The organism is Arcobacter suis CECT 7833 (genome assembly GCF_003544815.1).
Classification (GTDB): Bacteria; Campylobacterota; Campylobacteria; order Campylobacterales; family Arcobacteraceae; genus Aliarcobacter; species Aliarcobacter suis.
Genome location: NZ_CP032100.1, coordinates 307970 through 329925, shown reverse-complemented (window position 1 = coordinate 329925; position 21956 = coordinate 307970). Strand labels below are relative to the sequence as shown.

Here is a 21956-nt window from a genome sequence, read left to right as displayed (position 1 = left end):
AATCATTTCAATGTCAACAAATAAAAGGTTATTAATGGATAAAATAATAGATATTTTAGATTCAATTGCATATGAAAAAGGTCTCAAAATTGATGATGTTGAAAATGCACTAAAAGAGGCGTTAATTAAAACAGCCCAAAAAATGGTAGATGAAACATTAACTTTTGATGCGAATATTGATAGAGCAAATAAAAAACTTGAACTATTTCAAAAGATTGAAGTTGTTTCTGAAGATGATGAAAGATTACATGCAAATGCGGTTAATAAATATGGTGATGCAATTAATTACGAAAATTTTATAACACTTGAAGAAGCAAAAGAAATTGATCCTGATTTAGAAATCGGTGACTTTATGAACTATGATTTAGAATTTGAAAATATGGGAAGAAATGCAGCCACAATCTTACATAGTAATTTTGAATATAGGCTTCAAAGATTTATTGAAGAAAATATTGTTAGCAAATACAAAGAAAAAATAGGAAAAACTGTTTCAGGAACAGTGACAAGAATAGATAAATCAGATAATACTTATATTGAAATTGGTGAAGTAAAAGGTATATTACAAAGAAAAAGCAGAATTAAAGGTGAAACTTTTAAAGTTGGTGATGTTGTAAAAGCTGTTGTAAAAGGTGTAAATATTGATAAAGCAAATGGTTTACTAATTGATATATCAAGAACTTCTCCAAAATTTTTAGAAAATCTTTTAATCCTTGAAGTTCCTGAACTAAAAGATAAAAAAGTAACTATTGAAGCAAGTGCTAGAATTCCAGGTACTAGGTCTAAAATTGCACTTTCAAGTATTGATCCACAAATTGATCCAATTGGTTCTGTTGTTGGAGTAAAAGGTGTAAGAATTGGTTCTGTTTCAAAACAATTAAGTGGAGAAAATATTGATTGTGTTGAATTTTCTACAATTCCAGAAATGTTTATTTCAAGAGCTTTATCTCCTGCACTTGTGAGTAGTGTTAAAATAGAAAAAGCTCCAAGTTATGGAGAAAAAGGAAAAGCAGTTGTTACAATTCCAAGTGATCAAAAATCAAAAGCTATTGGAAAAGCTGGTTTAAATATTAGACTTGCATCTATGCTTACAAAATATGATATTGAATTAATTGAAATAGCTTCTATTAATAGTCCATCATCAAATAATGAAAAAGCTGTTGTTGAAGATAAAACAACAGATACAGCAACTTTAGAAGCGCTATTTAAATAACATGTTACTACATATTTACGACTCAGTAAAAAAGGAAAAAGTAGAGTTTAACTCTATTATTCCTAATGTAGCTAAGATTTATGTTTGTGGGCCAACTGTTTATGATGATTCTCACTTAGGTCATGCTAGAAGTGCAATAGCTTTTGACTTACTTCATAGAGTTTTAAAAGCTAATGATTATGAAGTTATTATGACAAAAAACTTCACAGATATTGATGATAAAATTATCAAAAAAATGCATGAGTCAAATAAACCTCTTGAAGAGATTACAACAACATACATAAATACTTATAAAGCTGATATGAAAGCTTTAAATATTCTTCCAAATACAATCGAACCAAAGGCAACTGAAAATCTTGAAAGTATGAAAGATATGATTTCAAATCTTATCTCAAAAGATATTGCATATAAAACAGGTGATAGTGTATATTTTGATACATCAAAAGACACGTTATATGGTTCATTATCACATAAAGCAAGCGATGAAAATTCAATTGCAAGAGTCGAAACAAATATTGAAAAAAGAAATCCATCTGATTTTGCACTTTGGAAGTTTGCTAAAACAAATGATGTAAGTTTTGAAGCTTCATTTGGTCTTGGACGACCTGGCTGGCATATTGAATGTTCTGCTATGATTGAAAAACATTTAGCTTATAAAGATTCAGAGTTTCAAATAGATATTCATGGAGGAGGTGCAGACTTACTTTTTCCTCACCATGAAAATGAAGCTGCACAAACTAGATGTTCAAGTGGACAAAACTTAGCAAAATATTGGATGCATAATGGTTTTGTAAATATTGATGGGGAAAAAATGAGTAAATCTTTAGGAAACTCTTTTTTCCTAAAAGATGTTTTAAAATCATATTCAGGGGAAGTAATTAGATTTTATTTAATGTCTGCCCACTATAGAGCAAATTTTAATTTCAATGAAGAAGATTTAATCGCTTCTAAAAAAAGGTTAGATAAGATTTATAGACTTAAGAGAAAAGCTTATATTCCAAATTATATACCAGATAAAAAACCTGACCAACAACTTAAAATTCAGATATTAGATGCATTAAACGATGATTTAAATACTTCAAAAGCTTTTGCATTAATTGATCAATATATCACAGATTGCTATAATCTTCTTGAATCACAAAAAGATGTAAATCAAAATGTATGGAAAAAAAATATATTATCAAGTTTGGAATTTATTAATCAAATTTTAGGAATTGGATTTCAAACACATTTTGAATATTCTCAATTTGGAATTGATGAAAATACAAAACAAAAAATTGAAGAGTTGATTGCAAAAAGAAATGAAGCCAAAAAAGAAAAGAATTTCGAAATTGCTGACGCAGTAAGAAATGAATTAGCTACACTTGGGATTTCATTAATGGATACAGTAAATGGAACGGTTTGGGAAAAATTATAAATTTTTCTCGCTCTGTTCTAAAAGTTTTGGCATCATTTCAGCTATTTTTTTAAAATCATATTCAAAACTTTTAACTACAACACTATAAAGATTATGTTCTTTATATTTTTCATGCCATATATTTTCTTTACCTTCATAAGAATTATAATATTCAAAGCGTAATCGTAATGCTATTTTTAATTTATTTTTCATAAACTTCTTTTTATTAAAAATAAAAAAAGGGGAGAAGTTTACCTTCTCCCCTTTTATTTACTAAAATTAATCTTAGTAAAATGATCTTGCGTATGCAGAATCAGTGATATTTTTAGTATCAACAATGTAAGGAACTAATGCCATATGTCTAGCTCTTTTGATTGCTTTTTCTACCATTTCTTGTGAATTTTTAGAGTTACCAGTAAGTCTTCTAGGCATAATTTTACCTCTTTCACTCATAGATAATTTTAATAATTCTGTATTTTTATAATCGATGAAATCAACTTTCATTTCAGTATATTTACAATATTTTTTTCCGTACTTTCTTCTTTCTGCCATTTGATGTCCTTTTCTAAAACGGTATTTCGTCTTCGTCTATATCAATTTCAGGTATTCTTTGCTCAACTCTTGGTTTTGCTTGATTCATACCACCATAGCTTGCTGGAGAAGATGGTTCATCATATTGACCTGTTGGTTGATTATAAGATCCTTGCGGATTATAACCTTGGTTATCCCCAACATTCATTGAATCACCCTTAGCATCTAACATTTTCATAGTATCAACTCGTAAAGAGTGTCTACTTCTTGTAGATCCATCTTGGGCTGTCCATTGTTCAAATACAAGTCTTCCCTCTAATAAAACTTTAGAACCTTTTTTCAAGTATTGATTAGCAACTTCAGCAGATCTTCCAAAAATATTAAAATCTAAAAAACAAACTTCATCTTTTTGTTCACCAGTTGAAGATTTGTATTTATAAGATGTTGCAACAGCAGATTTTGCAATTGCAGAACCTGATGGTAAATATCTTAATTCAATATCTCTTGTTAAATTTCCTACCATTATTACTTTGTTATACATGTAAGATTCCTAAATATTATTATTTATTAGCTTTTTTAGCTGCCTCATCACTCATTTTAGTCCATGATGCAACTTCTTTTTTGCTATCATATTTAATGAAGATAAATCTAATTAAGTTTTCGTTAATTCTGTAATTTCTTTCGATTTCTGCAATTCCAGCTGGGTTACCTTGGAAATAGATTACATAATAGTAACCTCTTTTACATTTTTCGATTTCATAAGCTAATTCTCTTTGACCAACATTGTCAGCAGATACGATTACTCCGCCATTTTTTTCAATGATACCTCTAATAGTATCAATTTGCGCTACAGTTTCTTCATCAGTTAATGTAGGTTTTAAGATAAACATTGTTTCATAATGTTTGATTTTTGACATTAATTCTCCTTATAGATTGTGCCGGTATTCTTTACATTTCCTAATATCAGCAAGGATTTCTTTTTTTGTAAAGTTCGAGATTTTATCTAAATAAAACTGTAAACTTTCTTAGACTTGCTTGGAGATACAAACTTTGATTATCAATTTTTGAAGTTTTAAAATCTAATTCCATATTTAATAAGTATTCTAAAATCTCTTGAAAAACTTCAGGTTTTTTATTAATTGCAAGTTTTGATTTCTTTTCCCAGATATTTTTTGGTGGAATAAATCCTAAAATCTCTTTAGGATTTGGTTGCCCAATAGTTCTTGCATATGAACTAATCATAAAAAGCTGTTGAACAAAAGAGGTTACTTGATTTAATAAAAAAATCTCATTCATTCCTTCTTCAAGCAATAAGCTTAAATCTGAACTTATATCTTTTCCACTTAATAAATCATGTAAGAAATCTTCAAAATTTACAGCTCCTATTCCAAAACAGTGAGCATCTACTAAATGTGTAGTTATTAGTTCATCAAAAATTGCTAATTTTTTCATATCATTTATACATAAAGCTAAATCATTTTTATGCATAAAATATAAATGATTTAACGCACTTAATTCCACTTTCATATTTAACATTTTTGCTTCATACTCTAAAAATTTTATAGCTTCTGTATCTGTTGGTAAAAAAAATCTCACCGCTGCTGAATTTGTTTTTAGAGAAAAACTACTTTCCATTGTTTTAAAATCTGTATCGCCTAAACAAGCAAATATAAGTGTACTATCAGGATTCAAATTACAAGCTTCAATTAAAGAGTCAACTTCTTTTTTTGGAAGTTTTTTATCTATTTTTATTAAAACTATATTATTACTTGAAAATAAAGAAGACTGTAAGAGTTTATCTTTTATATATTTGAAATCATAATCTTCAAAATATAATTTTTCTATTTCATCATCATTTCCTAAAGATTGAGCAATTACTAAAGCATATTGTTCTATTAAAAAAATAGATTGTCCATAGAACATATAAGCTTTAAATTTTTTATTTTGTTTTAAATAGTTATCAAATTCGTTTTTATACATGTGAAAATTTTATCCTAAATTATCTTTGTTAATTTTAATATTTTATAGTTGCTACAATTACTTTTGTTATAACATCTGCTGATTTTATTTTTACTCTTAGTTTGGTAAAAAGTTTTTGTCCTTTATAGTTTTCAATAATTACTTTCATTCCAAACATTTTTTCATAACAAACGGCTCTTGCTTTTTCTGTATCAACAATTTTTACTTTTATTTCTTCATCTAAGTGTAAACTTGCCCATCTTGCATACTTTCTATCTTCAAAATCCCAAACAAGTTGGTCTATTTTTCTTTCATTTAAAGAGATGTGCTCACAAATATCTTCTATATTTTTAGGTGTTTGTTTTGTTTTTAAAATTCGGTGTAAAACTAAATCTGAATATCTTCTAATTGGACTTGTAAAGTGTGAATAGGAACTAAAACCTAAACCAAAATGTCCCAAATTTTTTGAAGAGTATTTTGCTTGAGTTTGGGCTTGAATAATTAATTCATCAATTTCAGCTCCCATCATAGAAATTTTCGCTTTTTCTTGAATATGCACAATTGTATCGTGAACATCACTTTGAAGTTTTACATTAACTCCTAAAATATTAACATCATCTACAAGTTTTGAAATAGCTTTAAAAGGAGGTTCTTCGTGAATTCTATAAATTCCAACTGTATTTACTTTTTTACTTGCTTCTATATTTGCTAAAAGCATACACTCTTCTACAAGTTGGTGTGAAGCTGTTGAAGTTTCAACTTCTATTGATTCTAAATTATCATTTTTTAATTTTAATCTATTTTCAGTTGTTCTAAAATCATAACCTTTGATTAATCTTCTTTTTCTAAATTTCTTTGAAATCTCATATAAAGGAATTAAATAATCAAATATTGCTTTTTCAGTTTTTGAGTATTGATCTAAATGTCCCTCAATTACTCTATCAATTCTTCCATAAGAAAAGTTTTTGTGGGAATTTATAATCGCTTCAAATAATTTAGCTTTTTTTACACTTAGATTTTCTAAATCTAAATGTAGTTTAAATACATATGAGTATCTATCAACACCCTCTTTTAGTGAACACATCTCTTCACTTAAAATTGGTGGTAACATTGGTAAAACTTTTGTTGGAAGATAAACAGAAGTTGATTTTTTAAATGCTAATAAATCAAGTTCACTGCCCTCTTTTACAAAATAAGAAACATCAGCAATTGCAACATATAAAATATTTTCTTTTGTATCAAAATAGATTGCATCATCATGGTCTTTTGCACTGTTTGGGTCAATTGTACAAAAATATAAATCTCTTAAATCAACTCTTTGTTTTGTATCATCCATAAGAGCATTTACTTCAAGATGTTTTTCTAATCTAAAAGTTTCATTATAAAGGTATAAAGAAATAAGTTCATCTATTTTTGGATTTTCTATATTTCCTAGATTTTTTATTAATTCTAATGATTTGTTTTCAACAAGTAAAACATGACCATCTTGGTATTTTAAAGCATTTTTATTTTCTAATTTTATATTTTCTTTTACAGTATAAAATGCTTTATCTTTTATATAAACTAAAACATCATTTTTTTTACCATCAAGGATTCTTTCAATTTTTGCTTTAGTTCTACTTCTTGGATTAAAAACTCTTTTTGCAAGAACTAAATCTCCATCATAAGCACCATTTAAATCATCGAATTCTATTTTTATGTTTTTATGTTCACTTATTAAATCTTCTAAAACTACTAAATTTTTGCCTACTTTTACAAGAGCAACTTTGTATTTAGAGTTTAATTCATAAGTTTCATCTTCTTTTTTTATTATGATTTCTTCTTTTAAAAACTTCTCTATTTCATTCAATTCATTCCCAGAATAAGTTTTACAATCAGTTTGAATTTTTATAAATAGTTCTTTTAACAAGTTAAATCCTTTTGAAATAATCATCTAATAGTAGCTAAACAAAAGTATTCTTCCCTTTAATTTTTCAAGTTATCTAAGATTTAGATAGTTTTTTGTATAATCTCGAAAATTTAATATTTAGAGGGTTTACTAATGGGTTTAAATGTATTCTATGATAAAGATTGTAATATCGATTTAATTAAATCAAAAAAAGTTGCAATGATTGGTTTTGGTTCACAAGGTCACGCACACGCTGAAAACTTAAGAGATTCAGGTGTTGAAGTTATCGTTGGATTAAGAAAAGATGGATCTTCATGGGCAAAAGCTGAAGCAAAAGGTTTTGCTGTTAAAACTGTTGCAGAAGCAACAAAAGAATGTGATGTTATCATGATTTTATTACCTGATGAAAATCAAGGTGATATTTATGCAAACGAAATTGCTCCTAACTTAAAAGCTGGTGCAACTATTGCATTCGGACATGGATTTAACATTCATTATGGAAGAATTACTCCTAAAAAAGACATCAATGTAATGATGGTTGCACCTAAAGCTCCAGGTCACACAGTAAGATCAGAGTTTGTTAAAGGTGGAGGAATTCCAGATTTAATCGCAATTCACCAAGATGCATCTGGTAAAACAAAAGAATTAGCATTATCTTACGCATCAGCTATTGGTGGTGGAAGAACTGCAATTATTGAAACAACTTTCAAAGATGAAACAGAAACTGACCTTTTCGGAGAGCAAGCTGTATTATGTGGTGGAGCTGTATCTTTAGTTCAAGCTGGATTTGAAACATTAACAGAAGCTGGATATGCTCCTGAAATGGCTTACTTTGAATGTTTACACGAATTAAAATTAATCGTTGACTTAATGTTTGAAGGTGGAATCGCTGATATGAGATATTCTATTTCTAATACTGCTGAGTATGGAGATTATGTATCTGGTAAAAGAGTTATCAATGCTGAATCAAAAGCAGCTATGAAAGAAATCTTAAAAGAGATTCAAGATGGTAGATTTGCAAAAGATTTCATCTTAGAAGGTCAAGCTGGATACCCAAGAATGAACGCTGAAAGAGCAAATGCTAGAGCTTCATTAATTGAGCAAACAGGAAATCAATTAAGAGAAATGATGCCTTGGATTTCTTCTAACAAAATCGTTAATAAAGACAAAAACTAATCATTTTAAGGAAGTTTTTCTTCCTTAAATGAAACTTTCCGTATGAATAAAAAAAAATCACGAAAACGAACTAATATCACTCCTAATAAAAAATTAATAAATATTTTTTTAATAATATTTTTAATTGCATTTTTAGCAACAGTAGCAAGCTATTTTACAATGAAAAATAAAGATTCAATTAAAGATATTCCAACTGAAGTAAAAGTTCAAGAATTAAAAAAAAAAGTATCTCTTATTCCTAAAATGGCTGAATTAAAAGAGTTTAAAGATCAAGCAAGCCAAGAATTATTTGAAGAAAAGTTTGATATAAAAGAAGAACATAAGTTCGAAGAATATACAAAAGAACTTGAACAAGTAATTGACGAGAAAATGGAATTAGAAGAGTCAATAAATAAAGAAAATGAAATTATCCAAAAAAAAGTTGAAGAGATAAAAGAAGAAAAATTAAAAGAAAAACAAAAAGATAAATCTACTGATAACTCAAAAGAACCTATCAAAGTAAAAGACAAAATAGATGAAAAGAGTATAATTACAAATAAAGATACTTTTACTTATGATAAAAAAACTAAACCTAAAATTGTTATATTAATCGATGATGTAACTACCCAAGCTCAAAAAGATAAAATTTTAAGTATGGGTTATAAAATAAATATGGCTTTTTTACCACCAACAAAAACGCATCCTGATTCAGCAAAAATTGCACAAAGTTTATCTTTTCATATGATACATTTTCCTATGCAAGCTTCAAGTGCTTTTAAAGGCGAAGAGATTAATACACTTAAAATAACTGATTCTTATGAGACAATCGAAAAAAGAGTTAAACAATTAAGAGAATGGTATCCTAACGCTATTTATACAAATAATCACACAGGTTCAGTATTTACTGAAAATGATGAAGCTGTTGATAAATTATTTAGAGCATTAAAAAAATATAATTTTATATTTGTTGATAGTAGAACAAGTGCTAAATCTGTAGCTAAAAAATATGCAAAAAAATATGATATGCCATATATTGTAAGAAATACTTTTATTGATAATGATAGGGATTATAAATCAATAGAAAATCAATTAAAAAAAGCCATTGAAATAGCAAAAAGACAAGGTTATGCTATTGCAATTGGACATCCACATAATGTAACTCTTGAAGTTCTAAAAGACTCTAAACATCTATTTAAAGAAGTAGAGCCAATATTTATGAATCAACTTCCATATCTTTAAAAAATAAGTTATAATAATTTAACTTATTATTAAAGAGTATTTATGATTTCAAAAATTGATTTTGGAATTGATGAATTAACATCAATGAAAAAATATCCAGAAGAACTTTTTTATATGGGAAATATTGATTTACTAAAAAAAAGAAAAATATCAATTATTGGATCTAGACGTCCAAATAGTTATACAAAAGAGTTTACATATAAATTAGCATCTAAATTTTCTGATGCTGGAGTTTGCATAATAAGCGGTGTGGCAATGGGTGTTGATGCAATTGCACATCAAGGTGCGAAATCAAATAATACAATTGCTATTGTAGCAAATGGTTTAGATATTAGGTATCCAAGTGTAAATAAAAATCTTATTATTGATATTGAAAGAAATGGTTTAATACTTTCAGCTTACAAAGAAAAAGAGAAGGCTAAAAACTATACCTTTGTTCAAAGAAATGAAATTGTTGTTGCATTAAGTGAATTTCTAATTGTAACAGAAGCCGATATAAATTCAGGTTCTTTAACTTCGGTAAATTATGCATTGAAAATGGGAAAAGAAGTCTATACCATTCCTCACAGAATACATGAAAGTTTAGGAACACAAGAACTTATTAAAAAAGGTTTAATAAAAGTTATTTACGATGTTGATGAATTTATTTACAAAAAGTGTGGATTAGAAAACAAAAAAACAGAAGATGAAGTTCTACTTTTTTGTAAAAATAATCCTACTTATGAAAGTGCTATTCAAAAATTTCCAGAAAAAATTTTCGAATATGAACTTGAAGGAAAAATAAAAATCGAAAATGGAAAAATTAGAGTTATTTAAAAATTAATGTCTTAATTGATAAGTAATATCTCCTGCTCCAACACCAATAATTAATCCATCTTCGTAAACTTCTACTACTTTATTATCACTTATGAGTTGAATTCTACCTTGTGTTGTTTGAATACTATGGGCAAAAATTGGATTATATTTTGCAAACTCTTTTGCAAAATCAATTTCAACTTTTTTTTCTCCAGCAACTGTCCAAATAGGAAGAATAACTAATTCATCACAACCATCAAAACATTTTTTAAATCCTTCAAGATTATCTATTGTTCTTGAATATTTATGAGGTTGCCAAATTACAACTTTTTTTGACATTTTTTTAAGTTTATCATATTCTAAAACTGCATTCATTGTTGCTTTTATTTCTGTTGGATGATGAGCATAATCATCAATTACAACAAATTGTTCATTTGATTGAACAACATCAAATCGTTTTTTAATTCCTTTATATGAACTAATATTTTTTCTAATTGTTTCAATATCTAACTCGTTTAAAGCAGCTAATATAGCCAATGAACCATCAACTGCAATATGATAACCAAATCCCCAAATCTCAAAATATCCTAAATCTAATAACTCAAATTTTGTATATGGCTGATTATCTTTTAAAAGATACGTTATATTTTTTATATCAACGCTTGGATAAAGTTTTACAGCATTTTCATTTATATTTAATTTTTGTATATATTCATCTTCGCCATTTACAACTATTTTTTTACCTAAATTTATAAAAGTTTCATAGGCTTGAAAAAATTTATCATAATCATAGTTATAATATTCCATATGCTCTGGTTCAGCATTTGTAACGATTGAACAATAAGGATTTGATAATAAAAAACTAGCATCTGATTCATCAGCTTCAAAAGCAACTAAATCACTAACATATCTAAAATTTGAACCAAAGTCTTTTGAAATTGCTCCAATTAATGCAGAACTTTTTAAAATCGAAGCTAAAATTGCAGTTGTTGTAGATTTACCATGAGCTCCCGCAACACAATAATTCTTTTTATCATCTAAAATTATAGGAAGGGCTTCTTTTCTTGAAAGAGTTCTTATTTGTTTAAGTCTTGATTCCATTAATTCAGGATTTTCATCTGTAACAGCAGCAGAGTAAATAACTAAATCAAACTCATCTTTAATATTTTTTGCTTCTTGAGGACAACAAACTTTTATTCCTTCTTTTTCTAATTCTTTTGTAATAGGAGAACTTTTTACATCCGAACCACTTATTTCATGACCATCAAAATTCAAAAATCTAGCCAATGCAGAAAGACCTATTCCGCCAATTCCTATAAAATGTACTTTCAATTAATTTCCTAATAAATGTTTTAAATTCTTATACTCTTTTTCTAAAATATTTTTATTCTCTTCTAAAAACTTTTGATTATCAAATCTAAAATTCATAATAAAATATCCATATTTCTCATCATCAAGCTCAACTTCTAAATCAACTTTAGTATCATAAAAATCATCTAATTGAATTTTTGAAGCTAAAAATATAATCAAAATATTCAAAGCTTTTTCTAAATTTTCATCTTTTATTATATTTGCTAAAACAAAAATTAAATCTTTTGCCCCATCAAAATTATCATAAGACCATTTCTCAACTGCATGTTCATATAAAGCTCTTACATAAAGTAAATTATCACCCTCAAGATTTAATTTTCCATGATTTTCTAGTATTTTTTCCACATTTGAAAATGATGTTTTTAAAATCTGTTCATACAGTTTATTAACATTTTCTTCATCTAAATCAAGAACTAACATAGAATCCAAAGTTTCATACATCAAACCTATATCTTCAGCTTTCATAGAATTAATTCTTGCTTCTTCTAAATACTTTAGAAAATCAGGATTTGTTCTTGCTTGAAATAGCGCTTCTTTATCCATCTATAAAATCCTTTAATCTTTTAAGAACTTCCCTTGTTTTTTCTTCATTTTCAACAAGTGCTATTCTGATATAACCTTTTCCTAAACCATTTCTTCCTAAAAAACTTCCTGGTAGTACTTTGATATTTTTTTCTTTGTATAAGTTTTTTGTAAACTCTATTTCATCATCAACCTCTAACCAAATATAAAAAGTTGCTTCTGGAATTGGTGTTCCTAAAATTTCATGGGCAAGTTCAAAATTCTTTTTATAGATTTTTCTAAATTCATTCACATGATTTTGGTCATTCCAAGCAACTGCTGCTGCTTCTTGAAGAGGAACTGGAGATGCACATCCAATATAAGTTCTATATTGTAAATACTCTTTTAAAATATTTGCATCACCTGCAATAAATCCACTTCGTAGCCCTGGAGCAGAACTTCTTTTTGAAATAGAGTTCATTACTAAAACATTTTTAAAATCTTTATTTCCAACCAAAATAGAAGCTTCTAAAAGTGAAGCTGGTTTTCTGTTTTCATCAAAATAGATTTCAGAATAACACTCATCATTTACAAGTATAAAATCAAACTCTAAAGCTTTTTTTACCCATTCTCCTAACTCGTCAACACCCATTGAAGCTGATGTCGGATTATTTGGAAAATTTAAAATTACTAAATCACATCTTTTTAAATCTTCATCACTAAGTGTTGCTTTAAAATTATTCTCTTTTGTTAAATCAATATGAATAACTTCTGCTCTTGAAGCAATCGCTGCTCCTTCATAAATTTGGTAAAATGGATTTGTAAATGCCATAACTGGATTTGTTTTGTCAAATAAAGCAAATTGTGGAAAGTTAAATAAAACTTCTCTTGTTCCAAATGTTGGAACAATTTGATTCATTTGTAAAGTTACATTAAATCTTGTTTTCACAAAATTTATCATTGATTCTCTCAAAAATGGCTCACCAATTGTTGAGGGATATTTTCGTAAACTTGAACTTGTTTCTTTTAATTTATCTTGGATAAATAAAGGCGTTTCAAATTTTGGTTCACCAATAGTTAAAGCTGATAATTCATATTTTTCATTTGGAACAATATCAGCTAATAATTCATTTAATTTTTCAAATGGATATTTTTCAAAATTCATAAAATTTATTTCCTTTTATTCTTCAACTATTGGTATTAACAGTTGATTATATTTGTCTGAATTGAATGCGATAAAATCGCTATTTGTATATAAAAATTTAAATAAAAATTTCTTTTTAAACATTTTTTCTTTTAGTGGTAAAAGTTGAAGCATATCTTTTTGTTTTTTTAGTTCTCTTATTGGATTTTGAGCACTCGTTACTACTTCTATTTTTTCATTAAAAATTTTTGCTAAATTTTCAAAATGATCTAAAAGATTAGTTTTTCCTTCTTTATCTCCAACGGGATCTAAATCGAATATTTTTGTTTTTATTTTTAATTGACTTGAAATATCAAATACAATAGGAGATATTTGTTCGTAAGAGTTCGTATCATTTAAAATAATTACAGTTCTTTTTATAGCTTTTAGATTCTCTTTTCCAAATTTAAAAATTGGAATTTTTAAATCTAAAACACTCTGAATATCTTCTTTATTTTTAAACATTTCAGGAGTTAACATAATCATACCAATATTATTTTTTCTAAAATCTTCTTTTACGATTCGATTAAAGCCTCTATTTCCATAATCAATTAATAAAACTATTGAAGGAAAATTTTTTAACTCTTCTTTTATGAAATTCATAATTTGAACAGTTGTTGGTCTTGTAATTCTTACTATTAAAAGATTGTTTTTTAGTTTTTGATTTAAATATTTTGCTTCATCTATTACTTTTTTTACACTTTCATCATTTTGTAAATAAAGATCCAAATATAGATAAATATTTGTTCCAAATGGCATAGGAAATTGTCCTTGAGTTTTTCCAATCGCATTATAAACTTGCATTAAAACTTCAGGTTTTCCAATAACTAAAATCACATCATTTGGTTTTAAAACTAAAGATGGTTTTATAGTAATCATTTTTTGATTTCTATAAAGTCCAAAAATTTTCCACTCTTTTTGTTCTATTGAACCTATATATCTATAAGCATAAGAACTTCCAAATGGAATTCTAATTTCCATAATTTCACCTTGTCTTAATCCAATATTTTGAGCTAAAACGGGAACATTTGGAAGTTTTTCAACCATTCCATTTGCTAGAACTTCGATTCCTTTATAAATTCGAACTAAAGGATCATTTACTTTCATTCCCCAATAATCTAAAACTGTCATTTGAAGATTTTTTGTATGCTCTCTAATGTTTTTTATAACATTTAACATTTCGTCTTTTGAATTTAGAGCTATTAGAACTTCTGTATGAATATTTTTATCTAAAACCATAGCAAGTTTTGATTTTGAAGTTGGATCGAATTTATAAAATGTAAAATTTGAAGGTTTTTGAACAGGTAAAATTAAGTCACTCATATAGATTACATCGTAACTATTGTCACCTGTATTTGCTTCAATAATTCTTTGCATTAATTTTTTTGCAACAATACCATCTAGTATAATTAATATTTTTTTCATGGGCGTAATTATATCTTAAAAAAATTAATTGTAGATTTTAAAGAACTATCAATTAAAAGCTATAATCTTACTTTAGATACAATTGCATAATCAAAAAAAAAGGTTTATATTATTTATGGAATTTACAATAAATGCTACTTCAAATAATGCTCGTGCTTGTACAATAGTTACAGCTCATAGTACAATACAAACTCCTGTATTTATGCCAGTTGGTACTCAAGGAACGGTAAAAGCTCTTGATGCAAATGACATGTTAGAACTTGGAGCAAAAATTATTCTTGGAAATACTTATCACTTGTATTTAAGACCAGGAAGTAAACTTGTGAAAAAATTTGGTGGACTTCATGGCTTTTCAAAATTTCCAAACTCATTTTTAACAGATTCTGGTGGATTTCAAGCTTTTTCTTTAAGTTCAAATTCTAAACCAGATGAAAATGGAATTATGTTTAAATCTCATATTGATGGAAGTAAACACTATTTTACTCCAAAAAGTGTGCTTGATACTCAATATGATTTAAATTCTGACATTATGATGATTTTAGATGATTTAGTTGCACTTCCTAATACAAAAGAGAGAATTGCAAAATCAATTGAAAGAACTACAAAATGGGCAAAAGAAGCTATTGAATATCACATGGAACAAAAAGCTAAAGGTATTGGAACACACCAAAACATCTTTGCAATTATCCAAGGTGGAACAGATAAAGAGTTTAGAAAACAAAGTGCAGAACAACTTTGTGCTTTAAGTGATTATGATGGTTTTGCAATTGGTGGATTAAGTGTTGGTGAACCAAATGCTGATATGTATGAAACTGTTGAGTGGACTACACAATTTATGCCAAAAGATAAACCAAGATATTTAATGGGTGTTGGAACACCGGAAGATTTAATAGAAAATATTGAGCGTGGTGTTGATATGTTTGACTGTGTAATGCCAACAAGAAATGCAAGAAATGGAACTTTATTTACTACTTTTGGAAGATTAAATATCAAAAAAGCTGAATATAAAGATGACATCACTCCAATCGATGAAGCGTGTGATTGTTATACTTGCAAAAACTTTTCAAAAGCATATTTAAACCACTTATATAGAGCAAAAGAAATTACCTATTTTAGGCTTGGTTCTATTCATAATATTCATTACTATTTAAGTTTAATGAAACAAGCTAGAGAGGCGATACTTTCAAATAACTGGGTTGAATTTAAAAAAGACTTTTACGCTAAAAGAAGCAAATAAACTCTTTTTGGCTAGAATTAAAAATACAAAAAATAAGGATTATTTATTATGACTGTTGATGATAACTTAATAGCAAAATTAGCAAAACTTTCAAGTTTAGAAATTGATGATTCAAGAAAAGAAAAATTAAAATCAGAATTAGGTGATATTATAAACTTTGTTGAAAATCTAAATGAAATCGATGTTTCAGGAATTGAAGCTACATTTAGTACGATTGAAGGTGGAACGCCATTAAGAGAAGATGTTTCAAATCAAGATTTAGAACTTTCAACTCATATTTTAAAACATGCTCCAAAAAGTGAAGATGGTTATTTTATAGTTCCAAAAATTATTGAGTAAAAAATGATAACTGTTTACGGAATAAAAACTTGTGGAAGTGTGAGAAATGCTTTGAAATTTTTTAAAGATAATAACATAGAAGTTGAATTTTTTGATTTCAAAAAAGAGACTCCATCAAGTGATAAAATCAAAGATTGGACTACAAAAGCTGATATAAATGTACTTTTTAATAATAAAGGTACAAAATACAAAACTCTAAATTTAAAAGAGTTAAATCTTAATTCAAATGGTAAATATGAGTGGCTTTGTAAAGACCCAATGCTTTTTAAAAGACCTGTTATTGAGTTTGATGATAAGTTAGTAGTTGCTTGGGATGAAGAGCTTTATAAAAATATTTTTTTATAATAGAGTAGAGAAATTTCTACTCTAAAACTTATAACCCACATTAAAGTAGTGTGCAAAACCTGTTGTATCGGTTTCTTTGTTATTTAAAACTTCGCCATCTTTCCATTGTGTCATATTTTTATAAGCTTTTAGCCCATATCCAACAACCCATTTTTTGTCATGTAACCACAAACCTAAATATGATTGTAAAGAATCACTTGTTCTATAAGTTCTTTCAAAAGCATTATTATCTAAATCACTTCCAAATTCGTAATCTATATAACCTTGAAAAGATACAAATCTACTTTGTGTAAAATTGTAAATTGGTTTAAACCAATTTATATGGGCAACATATCCATCAAAACTATTTTCATTACTTGCGCCATAGTTTTCTTCAACATATCTAGTATAAATATTTACTCCACTTTTTCCCAACCAAGGAATATCAATATCACTTCCTAAACCCATCCAAACTATTTTTAAGCCATTACCATTTGGTTCATCAGCATAATATATATCAAAAGCAAAAAATAGCTCTTGTAAAGCTCCATAAGATAAATCTTTATCTAATAAATAATCTATTGAAATTCTAGGTTCAATATCTACAAAGAAGTTGTTTTGTCCATGTTTATCACTACTTGAACTATTTAGTGCATCAATAAAATCTACATATCCATATAAATCGAGCCATTCGTATCTTCCACCAAACTCAAACTCTACATAAGTATCATCAAAAGCAAATGGTCCACCTCTTTGATTTTCACCATGATATAGATGTAGTGTTTCCCAATTTGAATTGCTTATTGAATTAATATCTTTTGCAAAGATATTAATTCCAAATAATAAAAAGATTAGGATAAATAGTTTTAAGCCTAAGTTTTTCACTTAAACTAAATTCTTTCTAGCTTCTTTTAAAGTATTTGCTATCATAAATGATAATTCTAAAGCTTGATCAGCATTTAATCTTGGATCACATTGAGTATGATATCTATTTGATAAACTCTCTTGAGTAACTGCTGAAGATGCGCTTCCTGTACATTCTGTTACATTTTGTCCTGTCATTTCAAGATGAATTCCACCAGCATAAGTACCTTCTGCTTTATGAATCTGGAAAAATTGTTTCACTTCACTTAAAATTGCTTCAAAATCTCTTGTTTTATATCCATTATCAGCTTTGATTGTATTTCCGTGCATTGGGTCACATGACCATAATACATTTTTACCTTCTGCTTTTACTTTTTGTAATAATTTAGGGAAGAAATCACCAACTTTATTTGCACCCATTCTTACAATTAGGTTTAATCTTCCTGCTTCATTATTTGGATTTAGTGCATCAATTAATTGGATTAATTCATCTTCTTTCATAGAAGGACCAACTTTACATCCAATTGGATTATTTATTCCTCTAAAATACTCAATATGAGCATCTCTTAAATCTCTTGTTCTATCTCCAATCCACAACATATGAGCAGCACAGTTGAACCAATCACCAGTTATTGAATCTTTTCTTGTTAGTGCTTGTTCGTAGTTTAATAACAATGCTTCATGTGAAGTAAATAACGTTGTTTGATTTAGTTGTGGAGTATTTTCACTTGTAATTCCACAAGCTTTCATAAATGTTAAACTCTCAGAGATTTTATTTGCAAGTTCTTCATATTTTGCACCTAAATAATTATCTTTTACAAAGTCTAAATTCCATAAATGAACTTGATTTAAATCAGCCATTCCACCCCTTGAAAATGCTCTTAAAAGATTCATAGTTGCAGCACTTTGATTGTATGCTTTTAATAATTTCTTAGCTCTTGGGTTTCTTGCTTTTTCTGTAAATTCAATATCATTTATAATATCTCCTCTATATGAAGGTAATGATATTCCATCTATTTCTTCAAAGTCTGTACTTCTAGGTTTCGCAAATTGACCAGCAACTCGTCCAACTTTTACAACAGGACAACCACCAGAAAATGTCAATACTACGGCCATTTGCATCATTACTTTAAATAAATCTTTAATATTTGTTGCATTGAATGAAGCAAAAGATTCAGCACAATCTCCACCTTGAAGTAAAAATGCTTTTCCATTTACTACATCAGCTAATTGTTTTTTTAAATTTAGGGCTTCCCCTGCAAAAATTAAAGGAGGATAAGAAGCTAGTTCGCTTTCTACTTTTTTTAGTTTTTCTAAATCATTATAAGTAGGTTGTTGCTTTATAGGAAAATCTCTCCAGCTACTAGGATTCCAATTGTTCATTTTTAATCTGCCTTTACATATTTTATTTAACTAATACAAATTCTAGCTAAATGTTTCTTAAGGAGTTAAGGCTAAAAAGTTATTGATTTGTAATAAAACAGGAAGATAAATTTACAATGTAGCAGTAAGTTTTGCCACATTATAAATTTTAAAAAATTAGTGAATTAATTTTGAAAGTAAATCTTTGAACGAAATTTTAAAAGCTTCAACTCCATCTTTTAAAAGTTTTTCATAAATAGTTTCCATTTTGATACCTTTTGTTTTTAAAGTTTCAAAATATTTATCACACTCATTTTCACTCATAATAGAAGTTTGCACTTTTGAACCATCTTTAACCCAATCTTCGATTGTAGCAAGAGGTGCTGTATTTATTGAATTTGGATAAATTAAATTGTCCACATAATAACTTGGAGCTAATTCATCACCTTTTACGCCTGTACTTGCGAATAGTGTTCTAATGTTTGAATTTCCAAATTTATTAATTTCATGATAACACTTTGTTGCATTAACAATCCCTAATTTAGAAGTTTCTAAACCTTTTAATTTTAACTCATTATCAGCTAATCTATCAAATCTTGAAACAAAAATAGAAACAACAGCTTTAATATCTTTATTTGAATCTTTGATTCCCTCATCTAAAGCTTGTGTACATTTTATTGCTTGTTGGGGAGAGAAAATAAGTGTAGCATTTACATTTATTCCTTTTGATGTTAATTCTCTCATTGCAATATATCCAGCTTCAGTTGCAGGAATTTTAATCATTACATTATCAGCACTTATCATAGAATAAAGTCTAACTCCCTCTTCTATAGTTCCTGCTGCATCATCACATAAAAGTGGGTCAACTTCAATAGAAATAAATCCGTCATCAGCATCATTTTTATGTAAATCAGAAAGTAAAGCTGCTGCTCTTTTAATATCTGTTAATGCTAACTCTTCATAAATAGTTTTAGCATTATTTGCTTGCAACATATCAAGTTGTTGTTTATAAGCAAGAGAATTTGTAATTGATGATTCAAAAATCGCTGGATTTGAAGTAGCACCTTGAATAATATTTTTTTTGATAATCTCTTTAAATCTTGTTTCTAAAAAATCTCTTTCAATAAAATCACACCATAAAGAGAAATTAATATCTTCTTTTAAACTCATAATTAAGCCTTTATATAATCTAAAATTTTTGTTAAATCTTTTGTATCAATAACAATATTTGCTTCTTTTTTCAAAACTTCTCTTGCACAAAAAGCAACTCTTGTATCAGCGTGAGCGAACATAGATAAATCATTTGCTCCATCTCCACAAACTAAAGTATCAGCTCTTGTAATTCCCATTAAACCTTGAATTCTTTGAAGCATATCACCTTTTGAATATCCAAACATCATATCTCCACCAATAAGACCTGTTAATTTTCCATCTTTTTCATGTAAAACATTTGAAAAATCAGCATCTAAACCTAATTTTTCTTTGGCTGGAGTTGTACCAATTCTAAAACCACCTGAAAAACAAACTACTTTATAACCCATTTTTTGAAGTGCTGGAACTAATTCCATAGCACCTGGCATTAAAGGAAGATTTGCGCAAATATCTACAACTCTTTGGTAATCCATTCCTTTTAAAAGAGCAACTCTTGTAGTTAAAGATTCAAAAAAATCTAATCTTCCACTCATCGCTTCTTCTGTAATTTTTGTAACTTGTTCACCAATACCCAACTCTTCTGCTAGAAAGTCAATTGTCTCTCCATCCATAAGTGTTGAATCAAAATCAAAAACAGCTAATTTCATTAATTTTCCCTAGTTTTATTCTTTAAAGGGTATAATTTTAGCCAAATAAAACTAAATATACTAAAGGATTGTTTATCCAATGTTTGAAACACTTATTCAAAAACTTCAAGAAGATAAATTCTTAACACTTGAAACAACACCTCAACATGAACCATCAATGCACAATATTATTGAAAAAATTAAAAAATTTAAACTACAAGATAGAGTTGATGGTTTTTCATGCACAGATAATCCACTTGCAAAATTAAAATACAATGCACTTTTTGCATCACTTAAACTTCAAATGGAGTTTAAAAAACCAGTAATTGCAACAATGACTATGAGAGATAGAAATAAAATTGCATTGCAATCTGATTTAATGGGAGCAAATGATTTTGATGTTAGAGCTATTTTGGCTCTTACCGGAGACCCAGCAAAAATGAGTGACCAACCACACTCAAAAGGTGTATTTGAGGCAAACTCAATTATGCTTTTAAAAATCATAAAATCATTTAATTGTGGAATGGATTTCGCAGGTCGACCTTTTAAAATTGAACCAAAAGAGATTTTTCCATTTGCAGTTACAAATTCTTATGCAAAAAACTTTTCAAGTTTAGAAAAAAAGATGCATAATAAAATCCAAAATGGAGCATTAGGAATAATATCTCAACCTGTTTTTGATATTGAAAATGCAAAAAAACTATTAGAATCTTTCAACATTGCGAAAGAAGGTGTTGAGGGAGATAAGAAAAAAGCTCAACTAATTTTTGGTTTATTTCCAGTTACGAAACTAAGAACCGCCCTATTTTTATCGGCTCAAGTTCCAGGTATTCATGTTCCTCAATTTTGGATAGATGCCCTTGAATCTGCTCATAGTATTTCAGAAGAAGAAGAGTATAAAGTGGGAATGAAACTAAGTCAAGATTTATTCAAAGAGTTAAATAAACTTCATCCAAAAATCCATTTAATGACAGCAAATAGATTTGATGTTGCAGATGAGATTATCTCTTGAAATTAGCCTCTATTGATGTGGGACTTAAAAGAATCGGAGTTGCTATTTGTCTGGCTTCAAATATCGTAACTCCACAAAATGCCATTTTAAGAAAAAATAGAGATCAAGCAGCTCGTGATGTAAATACTTTTTTAAAAGAGTGGGAAATCGAAAAACTAATCGTTGGATTTCCTAGTTCTTCTGAAGATACACAAAATAGAATAAAACATTTTGTTGGTTTACTAAAACTTGAAATTCCTTTTGAATTTCAAGAAGAAAATATGAGTTCAATTGAAGCAGAAGAGATGATGAAAGGTGAAATTAAATACAAAAGAGACGGAAGAGTTGATTCTTTGGCTGCTAAAATAATACTTGAAAGATATTTAAAAAATAATAATTTAAAATAAA

Annotated in this window: 24 protein-coding genes; 10 read left to right on the top strand and 14 right to left on the bottom strand. The window is 27.8% G+C overall.

Features of this window, described 5'->3' with window-relative positions; translation table 11 throughout:
* The first annotated feature begins 34 nt into the window (after positions 1-34).
* Together nusA and cysS are read left to right on the top strand one after the other, a co-directional pair.
* Positions 35-1210, top strand: a complete 1176-nt coding sequence (gene nusA / locus ASUIS_RS01585; protein WP_118885399.1) for a transcription termination factor NusA — start codon at positions 35-37, stop codon at positions 1208-1210.
* Between the two features lies 1 nt (position 1211).
* The gene (gene cysS, locus ASUIS_RS01580; RefSeq protein WP_118885398.1) at positions 1212-2627 is read left to right on the top strand and encodes a cysteine--tRNA ligase; all 1416 of its coding nucleotides are present in this window, start codon (positions 1212-1214) and stop codon (positions 2625-2627) included.
* Here cysS and ASUIS_RS01575 read toward each other — a convergent pair.
* The 6 genes from ASUIS_RS01575 to ASUIS_RS01550 all read right to left on the bottom strand — a co-directional run bounded on the left by ASUIS_RS01575 (position 2622) and on the right by ASUIS_RS01550 (position 7005).
* Entirely contained in the window at positions 2622-2819 is a 198-nt protein-coding gene (locus tag ASUIS_RS01575; RefSeq protein ID WP_118885397.1) for a hypothetical protein, read from the bottom strand. The genes cysS and ASUIS_RS01575 overlap by 6 nt on opposite strands.
* Before the next feature lie 72 nt (positions 2820-2891).
* The gene (gene rpsR, locus ASUIS_RS01570) at positions 2892-3158 is read right to left on the bottom strand and encodes a 30S ribosomal protein S18 (protein ID WP_118885396.1); all 267 of its coding nucleotides are present in this window, start codon (positions 3156-3158) and stop codon (positions 2892-2894) included.
* Positions 3159-3171: 13 nt separating this feature from the next.
* Positions 3172-3678: a single-stranded DNA-binding protein gene (locus ASUIS_RS01565; RefSeq protein WP_118885395.1), complete on the bottom strand. Its 507-nt coding sequence runs from the start codon at positions 3676-3678 to the stop codon at positions 3172-3174.
* Positions 3679-3697: 19 nt separating this feature from the next.
* Positions 3698-4054 (bottom strand): 30S ribosomal protein S6, encoded by a 357-nt coding sequence (rpsF, locus tag ASUIS_RS01560; protein WP_118885394.1) that lies wholly within the window; start codon positions 4052-4054, stop codon positions 3698-3700.
* An 82-nt stretch (positions 4055-4136) separates the two neighbouring features.
* The gene (gene holA, locus ASUIS_RS01555; RefSeq protein WP_118885393.1) at positions 4137-5117 is read right to left on the bottom strand and encodes a DNA polymerase III subunit delta; all 981 of its coding nucleotides are present in this window, start codon (positions 5115-5117) and stop codon (positions 4137-4139) included.
* Positions 5118-5151: 34 nt separating this feature from the next.
* A complete protein-coding gene (locus ASUIS_RS01550) occupies positions 5152-7005 on the bottom strand; it encodes an RNB domain-containing ribonuclease (RefSeq protein ID WP_118885392.1) in 1854 nt (617 codons plus the stop codon).
* Between the two features lie 132 nt (positions 7006-7137).
* Between ASUIS_RS01550 and ilvC the strand changes: the two genes are divergently transcribed.
* From ilvC to ASUIS_RS01535, 3 genes are read left to right on the top strand one after another with little or no spacing between them, the layout of a single operon-like run.
* Positions 7138-8160: a ketol-acid reductoisomerase gene (ilvC, locus tag ASUIS_RS01545; RefSeq protein ID WP_118885391.1), complete on the top strand. Its 1023-nt coding sequence runs from the start codon at positions 7138-7140 to the stop codon at positions 8158-8160.
* A gap of 42 nt (positions 8161-8202) precedes the next feature.
* The gene (locus tag ASUIS_RS01540) at positions 8203-9378 is read left to right on the top strand and encodes a divergent polysaccharide deacetylase family protein (RefSeq protein WP_192894413.1); all 1176 of its coding nucleotides are present in this window, start codon (positions 8203-8205) and stop codon (positions 9376-9378) included.
* A gap of 42 nt (positions 9379-9420) precedes the next feature.
* A complete protein-coding gene (locus ASUIS_RS01535) occupies positions 9421-10194 on the top strand; it encodes a DNA-processing protein DprA (RefSeq protein ID WP_118885390.1) in 774 nt (257 codons plus the stop codon).
* Between the two features lie 3 nt (positions 10195-10197).
* Here ASUIS_RS01535 and murC read toward each other — a convergent pair whose 3' ends face one another.
* The 4 genes from murC to ASUIS_RS01515 are packed head-to-tail and all read right to left on the bottom strand — an operon-like array spanning position 10198 to position 14653.
* Positions 10198-11505 carry a UDP-N-acetylmuramate--L-alanine ligase gene (gene murC, locus ASUIS_RS01530; protein ID WP_118885389.1) on the bottom strand — a complete coding sequence of 436 codons (1308 nt, stop codon included), beginning with the start codon at positions 11503-11505 and terminating at the stop codon, positions 10198-10200.
* On the bottom strand, positions 11506-12087 hold the full coding sequence (locus ASUIS_RS01525) for a hypothetical protein (protein ID WP_118885388.1): 582 nt from the start codon (positions 12085-12087) through the stop codon (positions 11506-11508).
* Positions 12080-13210 (bottom strand): succinyldiaminopimelate transaminase, encoded by a 1131-nt coding sequence (locus ASUIS_RS01520; RefSeq protein WP_118885387.1) that lies wholly within the window; start codon positions 13208-13210, stop codon positions 12080-12082. Before ASUIS_RS01520 ends, ASUIS_RS01525 begins: the two co-directional genes overlap by 8 nt.
* 15 nt (positions 13211-13225) lie before the next feature.
* Positions 13226-14653 carry a COG3400 family protein gene (locus tag ASUIS_RS01515; RefSeq protein ID WP_118885386.1) on the bottom strand — a complete coding sequence of 476 codons (1428 nt, stop codon included), beginning with the start codon at positions 14651-14653 and terminating at the stop codon, positions 13226-13228.
* A 115-nt stretch (positions 14654-14768) separates the two neighbouring features.
* On the opposite strand from ASUIS_RS01515, the gene tgt reads away from it, so the two are divergent.
* Genes tgt through ASUIS_RS01500 form a run of 3 tightly spaced genes read left to right on the top strand, consistent with a single transcriptional unit; the run spans position 14769 to position 16574 of the window.
* Positions 14769-15890, top strand: coding sequence for a tRNA guanosine(34) transglycosylase Tgt (tgt, locus tag ASUIS_RS01510; RefSeq protein WP_118885385.1), 1122 nt, complete (start codon positions 14769-14771; stop codon positions 15888-15890).
* A 48-nt stretch (positions 15891-15938) separates the two neighbouring features.
* Complete coding sequence (gene gatC, locus ASUIS_RS01505) at positions 15939-16229, top strand: Asp-tRNA(Asn)/Glu-tRNA(Gln) amidotransferase subunit GatC (protein ID WP_118885384.1); 291 nt, start codon at positions 15939-15941, stop codon at positions 16227-16229.
* A 3-nt stretch (positions 16230-16232) separates the two neighbouring features.
* Positions 16233-16574, top strand: a complete 342-nt coding sequence (locus ASUIS_RS01500) for an arsenate reductase family protein (RefSeq protein ID WP_118885383.1) — start codon at positions 16233-16235, stop codon at positions 16572-16574.
* A 21-nt stretch (positions 16575-16595) separates the two neighbouring features.
* On the opposite strand, the gene ASUIS_RS01495 is transcribed toward ASUIS_RS01500, so the two are convergent.
* From ASUIS_RS01495 to serB, 4 genes are all read right to left on the bottom strand, one after another.
* Positions 16596-17438, bottom strand: coding sequence for a nucleoside-specific channel-forming Tsx family protein (locus ASUIS_RS01495; protein ID WP_118885382.1), 843 nt, complete (start codon positions 17436-17438; stop codon positions 16596-16598).
* On the bottom strand, positions 17439-18800 hold the full coding sequence (locus tag ASUIS_RS01490; protein WP_118885381.1) for a class II 3-deoxy-7-phosphoheptulonate synthase: 1362 nt from the start codon (positions 18798-18800) through the stop codon (positions 17439-17441).
* 156 nt (positions 18801-18956) lie between these two features.
* Entirely contained in the window at positions 18957-19949 is a 993-nt protein-coding gene (locus ASUIS_RS01485; protein WP_118885380.1) for a transaldolase, read from the bottom strand.
* Between the two features lie 2 nt (positions 19950-19951).
* Positions 19952-20578 (bottom strand): phosphoserine phosphatase SerB, encoded by a 627-nt coding sequence (gene serB / locus ASUIS_RS01480; protein WP_118885379.1) that lies wholly within the window; start codon positions 20576-20578, stop codon positions 19952-19954.
* Positions 20579-20657: 79 nt separating this feature from the next.
* On the opposite strand from serB, the gene ASUIS_RS01475 reads away from it, so the two are divergent.
* A complete protein-coding gene (locus ASUIS_RS01475; protein ID WP_118885378.1) occupies positions 20658-21569 on the top strand; it encodes a methylenetetrahydrofolate reductase in 912 nt (303 codons plus the stop codon).
* Positions 21566-21955, top strand: coding sequence for a Holliday junction resolvase RuvX (gene ruvX / locus ASUIS_RS01470; RefSeq protein WP_118885377.1), 390 nt, complete (start codon positions 21566-21568; stop codon positions 21953-21955). The genes ASUIS_RS01475 and ruvX overlap by 4 nt, the downstream gene beginning before the upstream one ends.
* Position 21956: the final 1 nt, after the last annotated feature.